Annotated in this window: 11 protein-coding genes; 1 reads left to right on the top strand and 10 read right to left on the bottom strand. The window is 73.7% G+C overall.

Features of this window, described 5'->3' with window-relative positions; translation table 11 throughout:
* Positions 1-79: 79 nt before the first annotated feature.
* Positions 80-937, top strand: coding sequence for a sulfurtransferase (locus tag NFX31_RS11975; protein ID WP_262955823.1), 858 nt, complete (start codon positions 80-82; stop codon positions 935-937).
* Positions 938-1,130: 193 nt separating this feature from the next.
* On the opposite strand, the gene NFX31_RS11970 is transcribed toward NFX31_RS11975, so the two are convergent.
* The 10 genes from NFX31_RS11970 to NFX31_RS11925 form a co-directional block, all read right to left on the bottom strand.
* Positions 1,131-3,599 (bottom strand): CHAT domain-containing protein, encoded by a 2,469-nt coding sequence (locus NFX31_RS11970; RefSeq protein ID WP_262955822.1) that lies wholly within the window; start codon positions 3,597-3,599, stop codon positions 1,131-1,133.
* Between the two features lie 42 nt (positions 3,600-3,641).
* Positions 3,642-5,357 (bottom strand): S8 family peptidase, encoded by a 1,716-nt coding sequence (locus tag NFX31_RS11965; RefSeq protein ID WP_262955821.1) that lies wholly within the window; start codon positions 5,355-5,357, stop codon positions 3,642-3,644.
* A 31-nt stretch (positions 5,358-5,388) separates the two neighbouring features.
* Positions 5,389-5,859, bottom strand: coding sequence for a hypothetical protein (locus NFX31_RS11960; protein WP_091479151.1), 471 nt, complete (start codon positions 5,857-5,859; stop codon positions 5,389-5,391).
* Entirely contained in the window at positions 5,849-6,484 is a 636-nt protein-coding gene (locus NFX31_RS11955) for an RNA polymerase sigma factor (RefSeq protein ID WP_156156797.1), read from the bottom strand. The genes NFX31_RS11960 and NFX31_RS11955 overlap by 11 nt, the downstream gene beginning before the upstream one ends.
* 90 nt (positions 6,485-6,574) lie before the next feature.
* Positions 6,575-8,098 (bottom strand): Mur ligase family protein, encoded by a 1,524-nt coding sequence (locus tag NFX31_RS11950; RefSeq protein ID WP_052674398.1) that lies wholly within the window; start codon positions 8,096-8,098, stop codon positions 6,575-6,577.
* Between the two features lie 142 nt (positions 8,099-8,240).
* Positions 8,241-9,059 (bottom strand): shikimate 5-dehydrogenase, encoded by an 819-nt coding sequence (locus NFX31_RS11945; protein WP_258955412.1) that lies wholly within the window; start codon positions 9,057-9,059, stop codon positions 8,241-8,243.
* Positions 9,060-9,102: 43 nt separating this feature from the next.
* A complete protein-coding gene (locus tag NFX31_RS11940; protein WP_258955411.1) occupies positions 9,103-10,464 on the bottom strand; it encodes an O-acetylhomoserine aminocarboxypropyltransferase/cysteine synthase family protein in 1,362 nt (453 codons plus the stop codon).
* An 82-nt stretch (positions 10,465-10,546) separates the two neighbouring features.
* Positions 10,547-11,494: a quinone oxidoreductase family protein gene (locus NFX31_RS11935; protein ID WP_262955820.1), complete on the bottom strand. Its 948-nt coding sequence runs from the start codon at positions 11,492-11,494 to the stop codon at positions 10,547-10,549.
* Positions 11,495-11,573: 79 nt separating this feature from the next.
* Complete coding sequence (gene hrpA, locus NFX31_RS11930; protein ID WP_420847412.1) at positions 11,574-15,623, bottom strand: ATP-dependent RNA helicase HrpA; 4,050 nt, start codon at positions 15,621-15,623, stop codon at positions 11,574-11,576.
* Between the two features lie 127 nt (positions 15,624-15,750).
* Positions 15,751-16,536, bottom strand: coding sequence for an SDR family NAD(P)-dependent oxidoreductase (locus tag NFX31_RS11925; RefSeq protein ID WP_045251227.1), 786 nt, complete (start codon positions 16,534-16,536; stop codon positions 15,751-15,753).
* Positions 16,537-16,564: the final 28 nt, after the last annotated feature.

Here is a 16,564-nt window from a genome sequence, read left to right as displayed (position 1 = left end):
CCTCCAGCGTACGGGCAACCGCTCGGACGGCGGGCGATCCGGGGGCGCCCCTGTCGGCGCGGGTTGGCATGATGGGGCCATGGCCGATCTGATCACCGCCGCCGAGCTCCGCACCCTGATCGAGGAGGGCGGCGATCCGCGCATCCTGGACGTGAGATACCGCCTCGGCTTCACGGACGGACGTGACAGGTATCTCGACGGGCACCTTCCGGGCGCGGTGTTCGCCGACCTCGAGGAGGAACTGGCGGCGCACGGCGCGCCCTCGGACGGACGCCATCCGCTGCCCGCCGACGATGACCTCGAACGGGCCGCGCGCCGCTGGGGCATCCGCCGGGATCAGACCGTCGTGGTCTACGACGACGCGCGCTCGCTGCCCGCATCGCGGGCGTGGTGGGCGCTGCACCGGGCCGGGGTCGCCGACGTGCGCGTCCTGGACGGCGGACTCGCCGCCTGGCGGGACGCCGGAGGCGCGGTCGAGCGGGACGAGGTCGTGCCCCCGCCGGGCGACGTCGTGCTGACCCGTCCTGGATCGACCGGCGTGCTGGACGCGGACGCGGTGGCGGCGTGGACCGGAGTGCTCCTGGACGCCCGTGCGCCGGAGCGGTTCCGCGGCGAGACCGAGCCGATCGACCCTGTCGCGGGGCACATCCCCGGCGCTCGCAACCTGCCGATCGCGGAGGTCCTGACGGCGGACGGACGCTTCCGCAGCCCGTCCGAGATCGAGGCCGCGTTCGAGGCCGTCGGCGCAGGGGAGGAGGTCCCGATCGCGGCCTACTGCGGATCCGGCGTCACCGCCGCGCAGCTCGCGCTCGCCGGGGCCCTCATCGGACGCGAGGTCACGGTGTATCCCGGATCCTGGAGTGCCTGGTCGAACACGCCGGGGCTCCCCGTCGAGACCGGAGCGGTCCCCGCGGAGGAGGATCCGCTGGAGGACTGAGCACCGCGTCGGACCGTGAGGAGGGGGTGCCGCCGGTCCCCTCGGCGACACCCCCTGTACCCGGATCGCTGTGCGTCAACCCGACTGCGCACATCCCCAGCACCACGGCGCCCCAGCGGCCGGCGCTCACGTCGGCCACACCATGTCGATCCGGAGAAGAAGAGCGCGCAGCGGCCGCGCTGATACATCGGTCTCAGAATCCGCGCCCGTGCACCTGGAACGAGGAGCGCAGCCCGGTGCGCTCCTCGGCGCGCGCCAGCGCGAGCGCCGGCGGGAGCCCCGCGGCGAGGCCGGTGTGGACGGATCCGAGCAGCTCGCACGCGTCGTCGTCGGCGACGATCACCGGCGTCGCGATCACGGATCCTGTGCCGGCGTGCAGCCAGACCCGCGTCATGCCGATCGCCTCCCACCCCCAGCGCACCGAGGAGCGGCCGACCTCGCAGGCCGACAGCACCACGGTGTCGGGGACGGGCGTCACCCGGTCCACGTCGTATCCGAACAGCGCCCCGTCCGCGAGCTCCAGGCCGGAGAACATCGGGTTCCCATCGGCATGCCTGCCGTGCGCGGCGAGGTGCAGCACGCTCACCCGCGCTGTCAGCTCCGTCACCGCGCCGACGGTCGCCTCGTCGCCCTCCAGGACCCTCGCTCCGGGCCAGGCGGAGGCACCCCGCGCCGCCTCCTCCGGGCCGCGGGGCACGCGCGGCCCGACGGCGAAGCCCACGCCGCGGAAGGGGGCGGGCTCGCGCGGCTCCCGCCATTGCGTCGCGGAGTCGGTCACGGTGAAGACCCGCCCGCGCATCGCGGGCAGCATCGCCCAGGGCACGCCGTTGAGGATCGCCGCGGCGGCGAGGGCGAGCCGTCGATCCCCGACGATCGGGAGCACCGGGGCGAGGAGAGCCTCCGAGAGGGCGTCGAGGCGCTCGTCGAGGGACCGGCGCACGACATCGCCCATCGGGCCGCTGCGCACCGTCGCGGCGACGTCGAGGTCGGCCCGCAGACCCTCCAGCGCGCGACGTACCACGGGCCAGCGCGGGATGTCGACGATCCGGGCGTCGTCGGCCGTGACGGCGACCGCGACGAGGCCGTCTCGCTGGAACGCGTACGCGACGAACGCGGTGTCTCCGTCCAGGTCGGCCTGCAGCTCGGCGAGCGTGAGGCGCCGACGGCCGCCCGCGCGGCCGATCGACGACCACTCGCGCTCCCGCACCTGCTCGCTCAGCGCCGCGGCGCGCGGCTCGGCGAGCCAGTCGCCGGAGACCGCCTCGGCACGCAGCATCCGCAGCTCCGTGAGATCGGCGGCGAGGGCCGGATCCGGGGGAGGACGCAGCGGCACGGTCTGCTGGCTGAGGTGGCGGGCTCGCTCCGACCAGTCGAACACGACTTCCGGCCGTCCCGAACGCACCGCGGCGCCGAGCCCGGCGTACAACAGCCCCGCGCCGTGCATCACGAGAGCGGTGGCGAGGTCGAGGCTCCCGAACGATGCCTGCCACCCCGCGAGCTCGTCGAGCCCGGCGGCGGCGATCCGCCGGGCCCTCGCGTCATCCCCGGATGCGGCAGCGCGCGCGGCGCGCACCTCCTGCGCGAGGAGGCGGACCGGCAGCGGCGCGTCGGCGGGAACGCGGATGCGGGACTCCCGTTCCGGGTCCGCGGGGCCGGTCTGCGCGCGGCGGCGCTGCCAGGTGAGCCGCAGCGACGCCGCCTCGGCGCGCAGCCGGTGCGCCCGCAGCTGCGTCTCGACCCGGTCCACGGCGCCGTCGGACGGCGGGGTCACCGAGGTGGCCCGGCCGTCGGCCTCCACGGTCAGCAGCGCCCGCAGCCGCACGGCTTCCGCCCGCACGCTCCAGGACTCGCTGCCGACGGCGCGGAACCGTCGCGCGGCGGCCGCGGCGATCGGCGCCGCGCGCTCGGGGTCGTGGCTCAGCAGCGACCGCGCGAGCTGGAACTCCGCCTCGGCGCGCGCCTGCCGCATCCGATGCGCGCCGAACACCCGGATCGCGCGTTCCAGGGCGTGCTCGGCATCGCGCGTGAGACCGGCGTCCCGCAGCACTTCCGCGCGATCCCGGTCGCAGATCGCGGCGTTCACCGCCGACGCCGTGCTGAGGACGGTGCGCGCTTCCCCCATGCTCTCCAGAGCGGGCACGAGATCGCCGGCGAGCAGCGCCGCGTAGCCGCGGTTGTGCACGGCCATCGCCCGGGAGACCTCGTCGCCGGTCGCGGCGTAGTCGGGCACGGCGCGGTCCAGATCGGCGATCGCCGCCGCCAGGCGCCCTGCCTGCATGTGCACGACGCTGCGGTTGAGCAGCATCGGCGCGCGGTGCTCCACCTCGTCGCCGATGCCCGCGATGCCGCGGTCCAGCAGCGACATCGCCTTGTCGAGGTCCCCGCGCTCCAGCGCCACGAGCCCTAGCTGGCCGCACAGCATCGCCGTGGTCGCGGGGGAGAGCCCGGTCCACGCCAGCGCCTCGAGGCAGATCGCCTCCGCCGAGGCGCGGTCGCCCTGGCGGATCGTGATCGCCGCGAGGGATCCGGCGATCCGCGCGCGGAGGTTGGGATCCTCGGTGCGGGTCCGCGCGCGGAGCAGCGCCTGCCGGGCCGCCGCGTTGCGGCCGGCGTTCAGCTGCGCGCGTCCGCGCCGGTACAGCTCCTCCGCTGTCAGCGTCACCCTCACAGCATGGCGCGCGGGCGCGCGCCGCGGGAGTGCTTTCTACGTGCGCGACGCATCCTCCCTGGCGCAGCGGTCGAGCACGGTGCGCACGGCGTCCGCGATCGTCGACGGGGTGCGGACGGCGGGAGCGCCGGATCCCAGCTCCCGCGCGATGCGTCCGGCCACGACGGGGGCGGCGAAGGAGGTGCCGCTCCACACGGCGAACCCTCCGGCGAAGTCGTCGAGGTCGAGCGTCTCGCGCCGCCGGTCCTCCGCGTCCTCGCGCGTGCCGGCCTGCGTCCCGCCGTCGAACGCCACCGGCAGGGTGGAGAGCACGGAGACGCCTACGGCGTACGTGCGCACCCAGGGCCCGATGTTCGAGAACAGCGCCACCGAGCGCCCGGACGGGTTCAGCGCCCCGACCGAGACCTGCGGGGCGAGATCCTTCTCGTCCTCCGGATCGATGCCCGACTCCGCACCCCAGGCGAACAGTGCCGCGGGGGACGACGGCCGGTCGGTGGCGTCGTTGCCGGCCGAGCACACGACCACGCATCCCGCGCCGCGCACGCGCCGGAGCAGGCCGTACAGCTCGCTCAGCGTCTCCTCGGCGCCGGGGGACTCGTGGAAGAACCCGAACGACAGGGTCATGACGTCGAGGTGCAGCGCCCCGCTCTCGAGCAGCTCGACGATGCGGCCGAGCGCCCCGAGCAGGTCGTTCTCCATGATCGTGCCGTTGCCGTCCGACACGCGGACCGGAAGGATCTGCGCCTCGGGACACGCCTGCAGGACGAGCCCTGCGATGAAGGTGCCGTGCCCGGCGACGGGATCCAGCCGTCCGTCGAGCGGGTCGGTCAGCGAGGGGTGCGTCTCGGGATCGGTCGCGGGATCGTCCAGCCCGAGCGGCTCGCCGCTGTGGGTGGTGCGGTGGATCAGCACGGGGTCCGCGCCCGGCGCCGCTCCGGGCAGGTTCCCGAACCACGGATGCGCACCGCAGCCGGTGTCCAGCACGGCGATCACCGGTCGCCGTGCTCCGGCGGGGAGCGGCGTACGCAGGGGAGCGGGTCCGGTCCACGCCACCGGGGTGCGTCCGCCGAAGCCGGGGTAGGCGTAGCTGGCGAGCCCTGCGGGGTTCCCGGTGAAGGGGTTGCCGGTGAACGGGTTGCCGGTGAAAGGGTTCCCGGTGAAAGGGTTCCCGGTGAAGGGGTTTCCCGTGAAGGGGTTTCCGGTGAAGGGGTTTCCCGTGAACGGATGGATCCCGAGCACGTGGTTCAGCGCGAGGCCGCGGATCCCGTCGTCGCGGGCCGCCACGAGCAGCCGCCAGGCGTCCGGAGCGTGCACAGGTCGCCCGTCGCGCGCGGCGCCGGCGGCGACGGTGATGCGCATGCGGGACGAGTCCGCGATCCCCGCGCGCGCGGGACCCCGGGGCGCTTCCGGGCGCTCGCCCTGTGCTTGTTGGGGCGGAGCAGGACGCGCGCCCGGCCGCGCGCCCACCGCATCCTCCAGCCGCTCCGGGGAGACGCTCCAGCCGAGAGCCTGGGCGAGCTCGGCGAGGCGCTCGTCGCCGCGCCGCCCGGTCTCGTCCACTGCGAAGAAGTCGGGGCGCACCAGCAGCACATCCGGCTCGTACACGGTGGTGTGCGCGCGGGGCCCCTGAGCGGGCTGCAGGCTCACGTCCAGCACCGCCCCCCGCACGCGCGCCGCGCGCTCCCGCTCGCGCCAATCGGGTCGGCCGGTCCGACCGCCGCCCCCTCGTCGCTCGTCGCCGTCGCGTGCCATCTGCGCCTCCTGATCGAACCGTCAGCCTGCATCACACCTCGAACCGCGGGGTGCGGAACTCGGTCGGCTCGCCGTCCGGCCCGCGGAGCACCAGCCGCAGCGAGGAGAGCCCGGCCGGGATCCCCTCGAACGCGAACCGTCCCGGCGCGGCGACCTCGGCGCCCCACTCACGATCTCCCTGTGCCAGCCGGATCGCGAGAGCCTCGCCGTCGACCCAGCCGTCGACCCGCCGCAGCCCCGCATCGCTCGCGGAGATGTGGAGCACGATCCCCGTGCGCCCGTCGCTGAACTGCAGCGTCGCCGTGTCGGCCTCGCCCCGCACGGCGGCGAGCCCCTCCTGCTCCACGAGCGTCAGCAGGGCGTACTCGCGGCCGAGGTCCTCCACGGCGACGGCCGCGACCATCCGGTCCTCGAGCCCCGCGGGCACCTGGTCCTGTGTCTCCCACATCGCGCGCAGCCGTGCGAGCAGCGCCGCGTCGGCGGCGTCGTCCTCAACGGTCATCCTCGTCCTCCTCCCATCCGTCCTGCTGCAGCAGCGCCCGGAGCTTGCCCAGGCATCGCTGCCGGGTCGGCCCGATCGAGCCGATCGGCATCGCCAGATCCTGGGCGATGCGGGCGTAGTCGGGTCTCTCGTCGAACGCGACGACCCGCAGCAGCCTCTGGCAGCGCGGGTTCAGCGCGCCGACCGCCAGCCACAGCGCCCCCGACTCCGTGCCGCGCTGCGCCTGGCGCTCCGCCGACTCCCCGCGCGGCAGGAGCGGCTCGAGAAGCTCGGCGTCGATGGGATCCGCCCTGCGCTGCAGCCGGCTCACGCGCCACGCCTCGCGCCGGGCGCACAGCGTCAGCCAGCCGGAGATCGCCCGCGGCTCCTCGATGGCCGCGTGCCGGCGCACGAGCGCCATCCATGTCGACTGGACGACGTCCTCGGCGAGCGCTCGGTCCAGCCCGTAGGCACGCGCGACATGCCACAGCACCGGTGTCATCAGGCGGACGAGGTCGTCCATGGCGCGCGTCTCTCCGCCGCGCCAGCGCACGAAGAGCGCCGCTGCGCGCTCCCAGCGCGGCGACTCCGTGCCCGCCGCGTCGTCGCGCTCCCCGAACGGCTGCGTTCGGTCGATGGCCGTCATGGCGCCCATTGTCTCCACACGGGGCAGGAGAGCGATAGTGGCTTCCTGATACAAGATCCGTGCACGGATCCTGAGATCGCCGCCAGCGGGTCAGAGAGCGGCGATGACCTCGCGGAGCACGTCGGGGTCGTACCAGGGGATCTCGCCGTCCGCGAGGGCGTGATAGCGCTCGTGCCCCTTGCCGAGGACCACGACCGTGTCCTCCGGGCGGGCCATCCGCACGGCCGCCGCCATCGCCTCCCGGCGGTCGGCGATCTCGACGATCTCGACGACGCTGGAGCGGGCTCCGTCGATCAACGAGGCGCGGATCTCGGCGGGATCGTCGTCGTAGGGGTTGTCGTCGGTGATGACGAGAACGTCGGCGAACATCGCCGCGAAACGGCCCATCATGCGGCGCTTGGCCGTGTCGCGGTGGCCGTTCGCGCCGAGCACGGCGATGAGCCGCCCCTCCGGAGTCGTGGTGCGGATCGCGCGGAGGGCAGCGTTGATCGCCTCTGGCTTGTGCGCCGAGTCGACGATCGCGGTGAACGGCTGTCCGAAGTCGAACCGCTGCAGCCGGCCCTCGACGCTGGGCAGGGCGGCGATGCCGGGGGCGAGCTCCGCGAGATCCCTGCCCGTCTCCGCGAGGGCGGCGACTGCGGCGAGGATGTTGTTCACGTTGAAGGCGCCGGTGAGCTGCGTCGTGAAGCGCACGCGCTCGCCGTCGGGGGCGCGCACGGTGAACGAGGATCCGTGCGCACGCAGCTCGACGTCCTCGGCGCGCCAGTCGGCCGCCTCGGATCCGCTCGCCGACGTCGTGCGCACGGGCACCGTCGCCTGCGCCGCGAGCACGCGGCCCCAGTGCGAGTCGATGTCGACGATGCCGATCCTGGCGTGCTCCGGCGTGAGCAGCAGGGCCTTGGCGGCGAAGTAGTCGGCCTGCGTGGGGTGGTAGTCGCGGTGGTCGTGCCCGAGGTTGAGGAAGACGCCCGCGTCGAAGGCGAAGCCGTCCACGCGGCCGAGCGTGAGCGCGTGGCTGGACGCCTCGACGGCGACCGTCTCGAGCCTCTGCTCGCGCATCACGGCGAACAGGGCCTGCAGCTCGGGCGCCTCGGGGGTGGTCAGCACCGGCGGGAAGAAGTCGTCGCCGACGGTCGTGCCGATGGATCCGATCGTGCCCGAGCGGGACATCCCGGCGGCCGCGGCCACGTAGAAGGCGGTGGTGGTCTTGCCCTGGGTGCCCGTGATGCCGATCGACGTCATCGACGACGCGGGGTCCCGGTAGAGGAACGCCGACGCGGGTCCGGCGGCGAGGCGCGGGCTCTCCACCATCAGGGTCGGGACGCCGTCGGGGACGAGTGCGGCGCCGTCGGCATCGGTGAGCACCGCGGTCGCGCCGGCCTCGACCGCCTTGGCGGCGAACCGGGCTCCGTGCGCGTTCGCCCCGGGGATGCCGAGGAACAGGTCGCCGGGACGGACGTGATCCGTCGACAGCGCAGCGCCCGTGAACACCGTGTCGGCCCGCTCCGGCGCCGGCGCGGAGAGGTGCGCGGCGAGGTCGCCGAGAGTCGCGCGGAACGTCTCGACAGGGCGGGAATCCAGGCGCGGGGCGGGATAGTTCGACACGGAGGGCATGACCGTCCGAGTCTACCGGGGCGCCGGTGCGCACAACGCAGGAGATCCCGGCTGGTGGGCCACGGAGGAGCCCAGAAGCGGCGGATTCTCCTGCGTCGTGTTCGGAGAAGGCCGGGTTCGGAACAGGAGGCGCCGCGGCGCGTCACGGGGCGCGCATGAACTCCTCGGCGGCGCGCACCTGCTCGTCGGTCGGACGGATGCCGGTGTACAGCACGAACTGCTCGAGCGCCTGCAGCGTGGCGACCGAGGCGCCGTTGATGACGGTCTTGCCGGCGGCGAGCCCTGCTCGCACGAGCGGGGTCTCCGCAGGGAGGGCGACGACGTCGAACACCGCGGTCGCGGCCTGGATCGCCATCTCCGGGAACGACAGCGCGTCCGCCTCCGCGCCGCCGGCCATGCCGATCGGCGTGACGTTGACGAGGATGTCCGCGGTGCGGCCGTCGACGTCGGCCGTCCAGCCGAAGCCGTAGAGGCCGGCGAGGGCGCGCCCCGCCTCCTCATTGCGCGCGACGACCGTGACGTCGGCGAAGCCCGCGTCGCGGAAGGCTGCGGCGGTCGCCTTCGCCATCCCGCCGGACCCCCGCAGCAGCACCGACGACGCCGGATCCAGGGCGTTGCGTGCGATGAGCTGCGCGATCGCCGAATAGTCCGTGTTGTACGCCGTGAGCACGCCGTCGTCGTTCACGATCGTGTTGACCGAGTCGATGGCCGTGGCGGACGGATCCATCCGGTCCACGAGCGCGATCACGTCCTCCTTGTACGGCATGGAGATCGCGCAGCCGCGGATCCCGAGGCCCCGGACGCCCGCGATCGCCTGTGCGAGGTCGGTCGGCGCGAACGCCTTGTAGATCCAGTTCAGCCCGAGCGCCTCGTAGAGGTGGTTGTGGAACCGGGTGCCGTTGTTGCTCGGTCGCGCGGACAGTGAGATGCACAGGGTCATGTCTTTGTTCAGGATCGGCACCGACCCAGAGTACCGAGCGCGCGCGGGCCGCGGCGGGGGGAGGTCAGGCCGACGCGAGGGCCGGCTCGGCGACCGTCTCGCCGACGGCGCGCACGAGCGCCTGATCGAGGTCGGCGAGGATGTCGGCCGGATCCTCGATGCCGATCGACAGGCGCACGGTCGTCGCGCTGATGCCGGCGGCGGCCCGCTGCGCGGCGTTCAGGTGCGAGTGGGTCATCGACGCCGGGTGCGCGACCAGGGAGCGCGCGTCGCCGATGTTCGCCACGAGCCGGACGACGCGCAGCCCGTCCACGAAGCGCTCCACCCGCTCCTGGTCGCGCTCCTCGTCGCCGGTGGAGACCAGGTCGATCGAGAAGACCGCGGGCGCGCCGTGCGGAAGGTAGCGCGCGACCAGAGGATGCCACGGGTTCCCCGCGAGCCCCGGGTGATGCACCCGGGCGACGGCGGGGTGGTCGGCGAGCGCCTCGGCGATCGCCAGCGCGGACGAGCTCTGCCGGGCGACGCGCAGGTCGAGCGTCTCGATGCCCTGCAGGATCTGGTGGGCGTTGAAGGGGGACAACGACGGCCCCAGGTCGTGCACGTACTTCGCCTTGACGAGCGCGCCGAAGGCGAAGCCCTGGCCGAATCGCTCCCACAGCGAGACGGGCCCGAACCGGTCGTGCTGAGCCGTGAGCTGCGGCCAGCGGGAGGGGTCCGCGCCGAAGTCGAAGGATCCGAGGTCGACCGCGACGCCGCCGAGAGATCCGCCGTGGCCGCTCAGGTACTTCGTCGCCGAGTGGACGACGAAGTCGGCGCCGTGCTCGCCGGGACGCTGCAGGTACGGCGTGGTCACGGTGCTGTCGATCACGAGGGGGACTCCCGCGGCATGCGCGATGTCGGCGACCTGGCGCACGTCGAGCACCTGGGCCACCGGGTTCGCGACCGACTCCGCGAAGAACAGGCGCGTCCGCGCGGTCACGGCCGAGCGCCACGCCTGCGGATCGTCCTGGTCGACGAAGGTGACCGCGATGCCGAAGTCGTCGAGCGTGTCCTGGAGCAGGTCCACTGTGCCGCCGTAGAGGCGGTCGGCGGCGACCACGTGGCCGCCGCGTCCGGCGAGCGCCAGGATCGTGACCGCCACAGCGGCCTGGCCGCTCGCCACCGCGATCGCGGAGACGCCGCCCTCGAGCGCGGCCACGCGCTCCTCGAGCACCTGCTGCGTGGGGCTGGCGTTGCGGCTGTAGATGTTGCCCGCCCGGCGCAGGGCGAACAGGTCCCGCGCCTCGGCGAGATTCGCGAACTGGTACGCCGCGGACTGGTACAGCGGCGGCACCGCGGTGTTCTGCGGTGTGCCGGGGATGTACGCCGCCTGCACCTGCTTCGTCGCGAAACGGGTGTCGGGGGCGGAGGCGGCGGGATCGGTCACGGACCCATCCTGCGGCGCACCGCCGTGCTGCGCAGGCATGTTTCCGACTGTTGCGCGGCGATCGTCCCAGACGTTCCGCGCGTCAGGGACGCAGGATGATCTTGCCGTGCGCGGTGTGGTCCTCGATGAGACGATGCGCCTCGGCGGCGTCCGCGAGCGGCAGTTCCGGGCCGAACTCGATCGAGAACCGTCCTTCCGCGATCAGCGCGACGGCGACGGGGACGGCCTCCGCGCGCCAGGCGAGCTCCTGCGCGCTCAGCGGGACGGGGCTGCCGCCGCTGAACGCGCGGATGCCCAGGTCCGCGGCGTCGGGGCCGCGCACGATCGTCGCGATCCGCTGCCGGTCGCCGACGAGCGCGAGCGACGCGGCGACGGCCTCGTCGGTGCCCGCGCCGTCGAGCGACACGGTGATCTCCCGCCCGTCGGCCGCCGCGCGGATCCGGTCCTCCAGACCGGGGCCGTACTCGACCGGGATCGCGCCGAGCTCCCGCAGGCGCTCCTGCGACGCCCGGCCGCCCGTCGCGATGACCGACGCGCCCCAGGCCACCGCGAACTGGATCGCGGCCTGGCCCACGGCGCCGGATCCCGCGTGCAGGAGCAGCAGGTCGCCGGCACCGACGTCGAGGGAGCGCAGCGACTGGTAGGCGGTGCCCGCAGGGATGCCCAGCGAGGCGCCCTGGGCGGCGGTCACCGCGTCCGGCAGCGCGGTGAGGTGCGCGGCGGGCACGGCGAGCGCCGTCGCGTAGGTGCCGCGGGTGTCGCGGACGGCGACCCTCGCGCCGACCGCGACGTCGGTCACGTCGGCGCCGACCGCGGTCACCACGCCCGCTCCGTCGAACCCGAGATGGCGCGGCTCGGTGATCGGCGGCAGCGGTCGCAGCCCGCTGCGCTGCTTGACGTCGATGGGGTTGACGCCCGCCGCCTCGATGCGCACCACGACTCCGTCGGGCGCGGGAACCGGATCCGGCACCTCCACCAGGGTGAGGACCTCGAGTCCGCCGATCTCGGTCTGCACGATCGCCTGAGCCATGGATCCAGGCTACGACGGGCCCGATGCGGCGGGGCCGTGTCCGTCATCGGGCGCAACGGTCGCGGCGGGGACGGCGGGGTCAGCGCTCGGCGAGCGCCTTCACGATCCGCTGCGGTGAGACGGGCTGCGCGGTGCCGAGGCGCTGCGCGAACAGGCTGACCCGATACTCCTCGAGAAGCCAGCGCACCTCGGTCAGCCGGGGCTCCGCGTCCGCCGCGAGCGGGATCGTGCCGCCGGCGTCCGCGAACTGCTGCGCCATGCGCTCGTACTCGGTGAGCCGGGTGCGGTCCTTGCCCGGCGCGTCGGCCAGCGTGCGCAGGCGATCGAGGATCCCGTCCAGATAGCGCGGGTAGTGGGCGAGGCGCTCGGCTCCCGCGCTCGAGATGAAGCCGTTCGGGAGGAGGCCGGCGAGCTGGCCGCGGATGTCGTTCAGCGTTCCGAGCAGGGCGAGGGAGTTCTGCCCCTTCATCGCCCGCTCGACCTCGCGCGCCTTCGTCAGGATCCGGGCCACGAGCGACACGAGCGCGAAAAGCTCGTCCACGACGATCGCGGAGACGCCGTCGCGCACCCGGGTGAACTCCGCCTCGGTGCGCACGATCCCGGATCCGCCGGTGAGCCGGTCGATCGCCGCCCGGGCGACCGCGGCGCGCGCATCCTCGACGAGGGCGGCGACGTTCGGATAGGGCGAAGCGGCGAGCGCGAGCTTCTCCGGACTGGTCAGGTGATCCTGGACGTAGGAGGCGGGGGAGGGGATGCCGAGCAGCACCAGGCGCAGCACGCCGCCGCGGGTCGCGGCCCGGGCTGCCTCGGCGGTCGCCTCGACGCGCAGCGACACGGTCTTCCCCTGATCGACGAGGGCCGGGTAGCCGCGCACCACGCCGCCGGCCACCCGGGTGTCGAGCACCTCCGGGAGGTCTCCGACGTCCCAGGCGGTGAGGCCGTCGCGCGCCGCGGGGGCGGGAGGATCGGCGGCACGGGCGACGTCCGCGGCGGCTCTGCCCCGTGCGGGGCGGCCGGCGTCCGGGCCGCGCTCGATCGTGCGGGCGACGCTCGCCCGGGAGCGATCGGCGAGGTCGCGCTGGAGCGCGACCAGCTCCCGGCCGGATCCCACGACGCGGCCGCGTTCGTCGACGGCGCGGAAGTTCATCCGCAGGTGCGCGGGCACGCGCTCCAGATCGAAGTCGGCGGCCGACATCGGCTGGTTCGCGAGAGGCTGGATGAGCCGTGCGAGCGCCTCGCGCAGGCTCCGCGGCGGCAGGCCGGAATGCGCCTCGGGGGCGTCGGGGGCGAGCTCCGCGCCGAATCTCTCGGCCCAGTCCGCAGCGGGGACGACGTGCCGACGGATCGCCTTGGGAAGGGCGCGGAGCAGGGCGGTCACGAGCTCGGCGCGCAGTCCCGGCACCTGCCAGTCGAAACCCGCGTCCTTCACCTGCTGCAGCAGGGCGAGGGGGACGACCACGCTGACGCCGTCGTCGGGCGCGCCCGGCTCGAACCGGTAGGCGAGCCCCAGGACCTGGTCCGCCTGCGTCCAGCGGGTGGGGAAGTCGCGCTGGTCGGCGCGCTCGTCGTCGTCGAGCAGATCGCTCTCGCGCATCATGAGCAGCTTCGGGGTGGTGGCGAGCGCCTCGCGCCACCATGCCTCGAACGAGCGCACGTCGAAGACCTCGGCCGGGATCCGCTCGTCGTAGAAGCGGAACACCGCCTCGTCGCCGACGAGGATGTCACGCCGCCGCTCGCGCTCCTCGAGCTTCTCCAGGCGGCGGCGCAGCTCGGCGTTGCTGCGCCAGAACGCCGAGACGCGCTTGTCGATCCGGCTCGGATCCCATTCGCCCTCGACGAGCGCGTGGCGCACGAACAGCTCGCGGGCGGCCGGCCGGTCGATCCGGGCGAACTGCACCCGGCGGCGGGCGACGAGCTCCACGCCGAACAGGGTCACCTTCTCGAACGCGACGGCGGCGCCCGCCTCCTTCGACCAGTGCGGCTCTGAGATCTGCCGCTTGGCGAGATCGCCGGCGAGGGCCTCGGCCCAGGCCGGGTCGATCGCGGCCGCGGTGCGCGCGAACGTGCGCGACGTCTCCACGATCTCGGCCGCCATGACCGCGCGCGGCGCCCCGGTCCCCGAGGCTTGGTCCTTGAGGCGTCCCGAACGGCGCAGGGCCGACCCGGGGAACAGCGAGAACCGGATCCCGCGCGCGCCGCGGTACTCGGCGACCCGACGCTTCTGGTCCTTCTGCCCGCCCTTGGCCGGCGGCCCCTTGGTGAGGGTGCGCTCGTCCAGGATCCCGATGTGGCTGAGCAGTCCGGCGAGCAGCGCGCGATGCACCGCCTCGGGAGCGGCGGCGCCGGTGTCGGCCTCGCGCCCGGCCTTCACGAGGGTGCGCAGCTGGCGGTGCACGTCGAACCACTCGCGCACCCGGACGTAGTTCAGGTGCTCGGCGCGGCAGAGTCGGCGGAACGCACTGGATCCGAGCTCGCGCTGCTGCTCGCGCAGGTGGTTCCACAGGTTCAGGATCGAGAGGAAGTCGCTGGTCGGATCCGCGAACCGGGCGTGCATCCGCTCCGCCTCGTCGCGCACCCCCTGTGGTGCGTCGGCGGAGGGGCGCTCGCGCACGTCCTGGATCGACAGCCCGGCGACGATCGCGAGCACGGGTGCGGTCACGTCCGTCCGCACCGCTTCGACGAGCATGCGCGCGAAACGGGGATCGATCGGCATGCGGGCGATGTCGCGCCCGATCCGGGTGAGCCGCGGCGGCTCGTCGGAGCCGCGTCCGACGCGCACGGCTCCGAGCTCGACGAGCAGGTCGAACGCGGAGCGCACGTCGCGGGACTCCGGGGGTGTGAGGAACGGGAAATCCGCGATGTCGCCGAAGCCGAGGCTCAGCATCTGCAGCACGACGGCGGCGAGCGAGGTGCGCAGGATCTCCGGCTCGGTGAACTCGGGGCGCCTGTCGAAGTCGTCCTCGCCGTAGAGACGGATCGCGATGCCGGGGCTGGTGCGTCCGGCGCGGCCGGAGCGCTGGTTCGCGGACGCCTGCGACACGGCCTCGATCGGCAGCTGCTGCACCTTGGAACGGCTGCTGTACCGCGAGATGCGGGCCGTGCCGGTGTCGATCACGTACTTGATCCCCGGCACGGTGAGACTCGTCTCGGCCACGTTCGTGGCAAGCACGACGCGGCGCCTCAGGCCGGCCACCGTGGACGGCTCGAACACCCGGTGCTGCTCCGCGGCCGAGAGGCGCCCGTACAGGGGCAGCACCTCGACCGGCGCCGTCTGCGAGCGGTAGGCCCCGCGGATCGCGTCGGCGGCGTCGCGGATCTCCGCCTCGCCGGGGAGGAACACGAGCACGTCGCCGCGCTCCTCGCGGTCGAGCTCCTGCAGGGCGCGCACGATCGCGGTGACCTCGTCCTCGGGCTCGGCCTCCCGCTTCCCCCGCGCAGAACGCAGGAGAGCCGGGCTGTTTCGCCCGGTCGAGGGGGATCCGGGCCCGGAATCTCCTGCGTCGTGTTCCGAGGCGGGGGCGTCGTCGACCAGCGGACGGTAGCGGATCTCGACCGGATAGGTGCGGCCGGAGACCTCGATCACCGGCGCGGGCTCGCCCTCGGCGTCCGCGAAGTGCTTCGCGAAGCTGTGCGGGTCGATCGTCGCCGAGGTGATGATCACCGTGAGGTCGGGGCGCTCGGGCAGGATCCGGTGCAGGTAGCCGAGCAGGAAGTCGACGTTGAGGGAGCGCTCGTGCGCCTCGTCGATGATGATCGTGTCGTAGCGGCGCAGCAGCCGGTCGCGGTGGATCTCGTTGAGCAGGATCCCGTCCGTCATGAGCGCGATCCGGGTCTCGTCCGACACCTGGTCGGTGAAGCGCACCTTGTATCCGACGAGTCCGCCGAGGGGCACCCGCAGCTCCTCCGCGATCCGCTCGGCGATCGTCCGCGCGGCGAGACGGCGCGGCTGCGTGTGCGCGATGCGCTCGCGGCCCAGCTCGAGCAGGATCTTCGGCAGCTGGGTGGTCTTGCCGGATCCGGTCGCGCCCGCGACGACGACAACCTGGTGGTCGCGGACGGCCGCGGCGATCTCGTCGCGCGCCGCACTGACCGGAAGTTCCGGCGGATAGGAGATGACGGGCGCGGACATAGCCCTCCAGCCTAACGCGCCGCACGGGTGAGAGTCGGATCCGGTCTCGCGAGCGCCCGTCGTCTCGCTGCGCCCGCCCGGGGGACCGAGGGGGACCCGTCCCCCGAGCGAGCGTCGAGAGCCCGGGTCAGAAGTGGGTGCCGCCGTCGATGCGCACCTCGGTGCCGGTGATGAAGGCGCCGTCGGCGCTGGCGAGCATCGCGACCACGCCGGCGACCGACTCGGGGCCCGCGAACCCCTGACCGATGGCCGGGGCGAGCTTCATGAACAGGCTCATGTCGGCGTCCTCGGGCAGGCCGGGACCCTGGCTCTGCTTGCTCTGGCCGGATCCGTCGGTCATGCCGGAGGAGATCGACCCGGGCTGCACGGCGGTGAAGCGGATGCCCTGCTTCGCGTACTCCGCCGCCAGGGCGTGCGTCATCGACTGGACTCCGCCCTTGCTCGCCGCGTAGGCGGCCATGTACGGATGCGCGAACATCGCCGAGGTCGAGCTGAAGTTCACGACGGCGGCGTCCGTGCCCTCCAGGAGCGCGGGGATGGCTTCGCGGATCATCAGGAACGTGCCGACCAGGTTGACCTGGATCACCTGCTGGAACTGCTCGAGCGTCGTCTCCGCAGTGTGCGAGGAGCGCAGGATGCCCGCGGCGTTCACGAGCACGTCGAGCCCGCCGAGCGCCTCGACCGCGGCGGCCACCCCGGCGCGCACGGACGCCTCGTCGCCGATGTTCACCTCGACGGTCGTCAGGCGATCCGCGGCATCCCCGGCCTTGGCGACGGTGTCCGCGAGTCCGGCGGCGCTGACGTCGGCGGCGACCACACGCCCGCCTTCGGCGAGCATGCGCAGCACCGTGGCCTGTCCGATGCCGGATCCGCCGCCGGTGACCAGTGCGCGGCGTCCCTCGTAGCGGTTCATGTCGAATCCTTCTTCCTCTGGAGTCTCG

Source organism: Microbacterium azadirachtae (genome assembly GCF_025583665.1).
Taxonomy (GTDB): domain Bacteria; phylum Actinomycetota; class Actinomycetes; order Actinomycetales; family Microbacteriaceae; genus Microbacterium; species Microbacterium azadirachtae.
This window is presented reverse-complemented; position numbering and strand designations above follow the sequence as displayed.

What these genes read in the sequence shown, in the direction of transcription:
- NFX31_RS11975 (WP_262955823.1), top strand. Translation starts at nt 80, where the DNA reads ATGGCCGATCTGATCACCGCCGCCGAGCTCCGCACCCTGATCGAGGAG.
- NFX31_RS11925 (WP_045251227.1), bottom strand. Translation starts at nt 16,536, where the DNA reads ATGAACCGCTACGAGGGACGCCGCGCACTGGTCACCGGCGGCGGATCC.
- NFX31_RS11950 (WP_052674398.1), bottom strand. Translation starts at nt 8,098, where the DNA reads ATGCCCTCCGTGTCGAACTATCCCGCCCCGCGCCTGGATTCCCGCCCT.
- hrpA (WP_420847412.1), bottom strand. Translation starts at nt 15,623, where the DNA reads ATGTCCGCGCCCGTCATCTCCTATCCGCCGGAACTTCCGGTCAGTGCG.
- NFX31_RS11965 (WP_262955821.1), bottom strand. Translation starts at nt 5,357, where the DNA reads ATGGCACGCGACGGCGACGAGCGACGAGGGGGCGGCGGTCGGACCGGC.
- NFX31_RS11935 (WP_262955820.1), bottom strand. Translation starts at nt 11,494, where the DNA reads ATGGCTCAGGCGATCGTGCAGACCGAGATCGGCGGACTCGAGGTCCTC.
- NFX31_RS11955 (WP_156156797.1), bottom strand. Translation starts at nt 6,484, where the DNA reads ATGACGGCCATCGACCGAACGCAGCCGTTCGGGGAGCGCGACGACGCG.
- NFX31_RS11960 (WP_091479151.1), bottom strand. Translation starts at nt 5,859, where the DNA reads ATGACCGTTGAGGACGACGCCGCCGACGCGGCGCTGCTCGCACGGCTG.